This is a genomic window from Rothia sp. 27098_8_161 (assembly GCF_041432905.1).
Taxonomy (GTDB): domain Bacteria; phylum Actinomycetota; class Actinomycetes; order Actinomycetales; family Micrococcaceae; genus Rothia.
Window position 1 is genome coordinate 1 of record NZ_JAPWAL010000035.1, and the last position, 4,354, is coordinate 4,354.

Consider the following 4,354-nt stretch of genomic DNA (forward strand, 5'->3'; position numbering starts at 1 on the left):
ACCTTGTCCTGATTCTTCAGTACGAGGCGAAGGCGGGTTGCGCAGTGTGCAGCTGCAACGATGTTGCCGGCGCCACCGACGTCCTTCAGCACGCGCTGTGCCACTGACTTGTGGTCCACGCTCGCTCTCCTTTGTTTGGGGCACCACCGTATGATGCTTTGTGAATGGGGTGGGGTGACATGTCTGCATGTACATGTCATGTATATGTCATACGTTTGACATATCAGATGTAAAACATGGTATCACGGGAAAGTTCTTAAATGCGAGGGCTCACTCTCCATGTGGAGGAGTGAGCCCTCAGACATATTCAGAAATTACCGGAAACTACCTGCATAGGTGACTCCCAACGCCCAGAAAACAGCTAGAGGCGGCCATACTCCAGGGACAGCACCTCGCCACCGGTCAGGCGAACGCGGCGCTTATCGCCCCTGAAGAAGGTGCGAGCGGCCATAACCTCAGCACCCATGGAGGCAACCAGCTTACCGCCCACGTACAGTTCAGTAGATGAACCGTCCACGAGCAGGTCAAACTCACGAATCTTCGAACGCTTCAGGGTTCGACGGCGCAGGCTACCACCCTCGGTGTAGCGGGTACCGCCACGGTCCATCTGCACAAAGTCCTTATCCAGAACGATGCTCAGAGCCACACCGTGGGTGTCCTTGATCTTCAACTTTACGCGCTCATCAGAGATATTCACGCGGCCGCGCAGACGGAAGGTCAGGGCATTCTTCAGCTCGACGAGCTTACCCTTCTCTTCCTCACGGTACAGCGGGGTCATCTTCATCGCGTCGTTCAGTTGCGGAACCGGGCGCTGGAAAATCTTGCCGTTGCGCAGGTGCAGCTCACGCGGGTAAGTAAACATGTGCACCCAGCGGTGGGTCCACGAGGGCAGGTCGTCCTGATCAGCATTGCCCAGCCAAGCAATCATCACAGGGGCATCGCCACTGGCAGTATGCGGTGCCTTCGGGTCGGAGGTCAGACCGGTGCCGGAGATGGTCTGCGGGGCGTAGAACTCGAAACCTGCATCCAGCTCGGTGAAGGAGGTCTCCACGGTGAACTTGAGAGTCTCGTTATCCAGCGAGCCGACAATGTAGCCGCTCTGGAAAATGTTGTTGTACTTCTCGCCGAGCGTCTGCATGCCCTGCGGGCTGAAAATCAGCACGTCACGAATTTCGCCGGTCAGCTCATCACGCATGCTCAACAGGGAGGGGCACTCATACATATAGGTGCCCTCGAGACTCTTATCCTTGATACCCAGCTCACCGCGGAAGGTCCACTCGCGGCGGTCGGCGGAGGTGTACACGACCACGGCACCGGTCAGATCCTCACGCTGAGCACCAATGACCATCCACCACTCACCGTTGCGTTCAAAGACGTGCGGGTCACGGTAGTGCGCGGTGTAGCCCTTCTCAGGACCGGAAATCAGCGGGGGTAGCTGACGAGTCGGCTTCGCGTCCTCACCCGCAGTTGCCAGGACCTGGTAGGTTTCACGGTTGCCCTTCTCATCCTTCACATTACCGGTATAGAAGAACTCAAAACCGCCGGGAACTTTAATGCCGGAGCCGGAGTAGCAGCCGTGCGAGTCGTAGCGGCTATCGGGAACCAGTGCGGTCCCTTCATCGGTCCAGTGAGTCAAGTCCTCACTCACGGCGTGACGCCAGTAAACCATACGCTCCGGATGCAGGGGCGAGTACTGGTAGAAGGCGTGGTAGCGCTTACCGTCAAAGACCAGACCGTTCGGGTCGTTCAGACGGCCCACCGGAGGTGCCAGGTGCAGTGTCGGGTAGTCGCGGTCTTCACGAACACCGGCACCGAAAGCATCCAGAACCTGCTGTGCTTCAGCCGCCAGATCGCGGTCAGGTCGCTGAGTTACGCTCTTCTTCTTTTTCTTCTGCTCGCTCATGTCTATCCGTTTTTGTGCATAGGAAATGTCTGGGTTATCTCATCCCATCATACGGCACCACTCCCCCGTTACCGGGCTCTAGGAGAGAGGCACCACAGTGCTCTCAGCCTCTCTCATCCGAGGCCCAAGGCGGTCACAGCGGCTTTCACCAGGTCATCACCGACAGCAGGCGCAAAAGTTCCCGTATGCTACAGGAGAAAAGAACGGATACGGCAAGGCCCCAGACCTGCCCAAGTCTTCATGCCGGGGCGGGTTTGGGGCCATTAAATGCCGCGGGGCGGCGCATCCAGAAGATGCACCGCCCCGCGTAAGAATCGAGAAGAAGTCGATTACTTGAGGGTGATGGTTGCGCCAGCAGCCTCGAGCTGCTCCTTAGCCTTCTCAGCGTCTTCCTTGGAAACGCCCTCGAGCAGAGCCTTGGGAGCGCTGTCAACCAGGTCCTTTGCTTCCTTCAGGCCGAGGGAGGTCAGGGCACGAACTTCCTTGATCACTGCGATCTTCTTGTCGCCAGCGGACTCCAGGATAACGTCGAACTCGGACTTCTCTTCAGCAGCCTCGCCTGCTGCGCCGCCTGCTACAACAGCAACGGGAGCTGCTGCGGTGACGTCGAACTCTTCCTCGAATGCCTTAACGAACTCGGAAACCTCAACCAGGGACAGTTCCTTGAATGCTGCAATGAGTTCTTCGATGGACAGCTTAGCCATTGTTTGGCTCCTTCACTATCTGGTGCGGGCTGACGCCCGCGGTGTAAATCTTCAGTACCTACCCCGAAAGGGTCGGTCAAATTTAGGGTGCGTTACACGCTGTTCGCGTTTACGCTGCTGAGTATCTCAGCGCTGGTGCAGTGGCACGCAAGGGGCTTATGCCTCTTCCGAAGCCTCCTCGGCAGCAGCGGGAGCTGCGCCTTCCTGCTCCTCCAGCTTGACGCGCAGTGCGTCCACAACCTGTGCGATGCGTGCGATGGTAGCCTTTGCACCACCTGCAACCTTGGACAGCAGAACCTCGCGGGATTCCAGGTCAGCGTAGCGCTTGACGTCGTCCTCGGTCAGAGCGGCACCTTCGTAGTAACCGTTCTTCACGATCAGCTGGGGGTTAGCCTTGGCAAAGTCACGCAGGCCCTTAGCAGCATCAATCAGGTCGCCCTTGATGAATGCCAATGCGGAGGGACCCTGGAGGTGGCCTTCGAATACGTCGATGCCAGCTTCCTTAGCTGCGATAGCAGCCAGCGTGTTCTTCACCACGGCGTATTCGGTCTCTGCACCGAGTGCGCGGCGCAGCTCCTTGAGCTGTGCAACAGTGAGACCGCGGTATTCGGTCAGGATGACTGCGTTCGAAGCTTCGAAGAGTTCCTTCAGCTCGGATACTGCAGCGATCTTTTCCTGAGTCGCCATGGTAGTTCCTTCTTCCGATTCTTGTAAGGTCGCCGGTAGAGCCTCGAAGCATTTATTGCAAGCAATAAAAAATGCCCCGACGCGTAGGCGTACGAGGCGCGGTAGACGGCACCCTAAATGAGGGCAACGGCTATTCACTTCGAGTTACCTACGCGGGCGGCGATTTCTAGTGAAATCTGCTCTTATCAGAACCCTGTTCTTTGCCTCCACCGAGGTGGCGATAAAGGACATAGTTCTAGACCGGCGGTCTTTGGTTTACTCATCATCTCAGGTCAAAGCCTGAATCGCAAGTTAAAAACGTGATTAAGCGGGGTTAATCACTTAAATCTCTTCTGTAAGCTGGTTAACCCGCTCTTTCTCCTCAGCTAAAAGCCAGCAAAGATGCATTCTAGAGGTAAAAACGCTTTCCTTCCGAGAACCAGAAGCAACGCTCAGCAGCCACACCCAGGTGCACTTGCTCCCCAACACTTAGGGAGGAGCCGCCCTGCGCATCTGGGATAAAGAACTCAAGCTCCTGACCGGCACGCACTCGTGTATACATTCGGGCACTCAGCTCAGTTCCCGCAGAAGTCCGCTGAGATTCCAGAGGTAGGGAAACCGCCTCCAGCAGACGCGCACGATACAGTATGCCGCCCACCAGGTGGCGACTGCCAAGCACCTGCACAGGCAGGGCATGAGCAGCATCTGCCGCCACAGGGTACAAAGCGGTTGCACGAATCGCCAGCTCACACCCGATAGGAAGAGACTCCGAATCCTCAAGAGCCAAAAGGTTCAGGGCCGGCGCCGCCATAAGCTTGGCCACCTGCAGAGTATGCGGATGCGCCAGCAGCCGCTCCGGAGTATCCACCTGCACCAGGTAGCCGGCGTCCATAACCGCCACCCGCTGCCCCAGCATGAGCGCCTCATTCTGATCATGGGTCACGTACAGACCCGTAAAACCGTAGCGCTGATGCAGACGCACAATATCCGCGCGGATACTCGCGCTCATCTGTTCATCTACACTCGCCAGCGGCTCATCAAAAAGAACTACCGGAGCACGACGAATCAAAGCACGCGCAAT

At 57.2% G+C, this 4,354-nt stretch carries 4 protein-coding genes and 1 pseudogene; all 5 read right to left on the reverse strand.

Features of this window, described 5'->3' with window-relative positions; all coding sequences use genetic code 11:
* Positions 1-200, reverse strand: a 200-nt coding sequence (locus O3648_RS08075; protein WP_371569507.1) for a PTS transporter subunit EIIB, incomplete at its 3' end; no start/stop codon positions are given.
* A 161-nt stretch (positions 201-361) separates the two neighbouring features.
* Complete coding sequence (locus O3648_RS08080) at positions 362-1,903, reverse strand: glycoside hydrolase family 32 protein (protein ID WP_279741339.1); 1,542 nt, start codon at positions 1,901-1,903, stop codon at positions 362-364.
* A gap of 329 nt (positions 1,904-2,232) precedes the next feature.
* Entirely contained in the window at positions 2,233-2,607 is a 375-nt protein-coding gene (gene rplL / locus O3648_RS08085) for a 50S ribosomal protein L7/L12 (RefSeq protein ID WP_005504884.1), read from the reverse strand.
* A gap of 156 nt (positions 2,608-2,763) precedes the next feature.
* Entirely contained in the window at positions 2,764-3,294 is a 531-nt protein-coding gene (rplJ, locus tag O3648_RS08090; RefSeq protein ID WP_279741341.1) for a 50S ribosomal protein L10, read from the reverse strand.
* Positions 3,295-3,682: 388 nt separating this feature from the next.
* Positions 3,683-4,354, reverse strand: a pseudogene (locus O3648_RS08095) (ABC transporter ATP-binding protein); the annotation flags it as partial.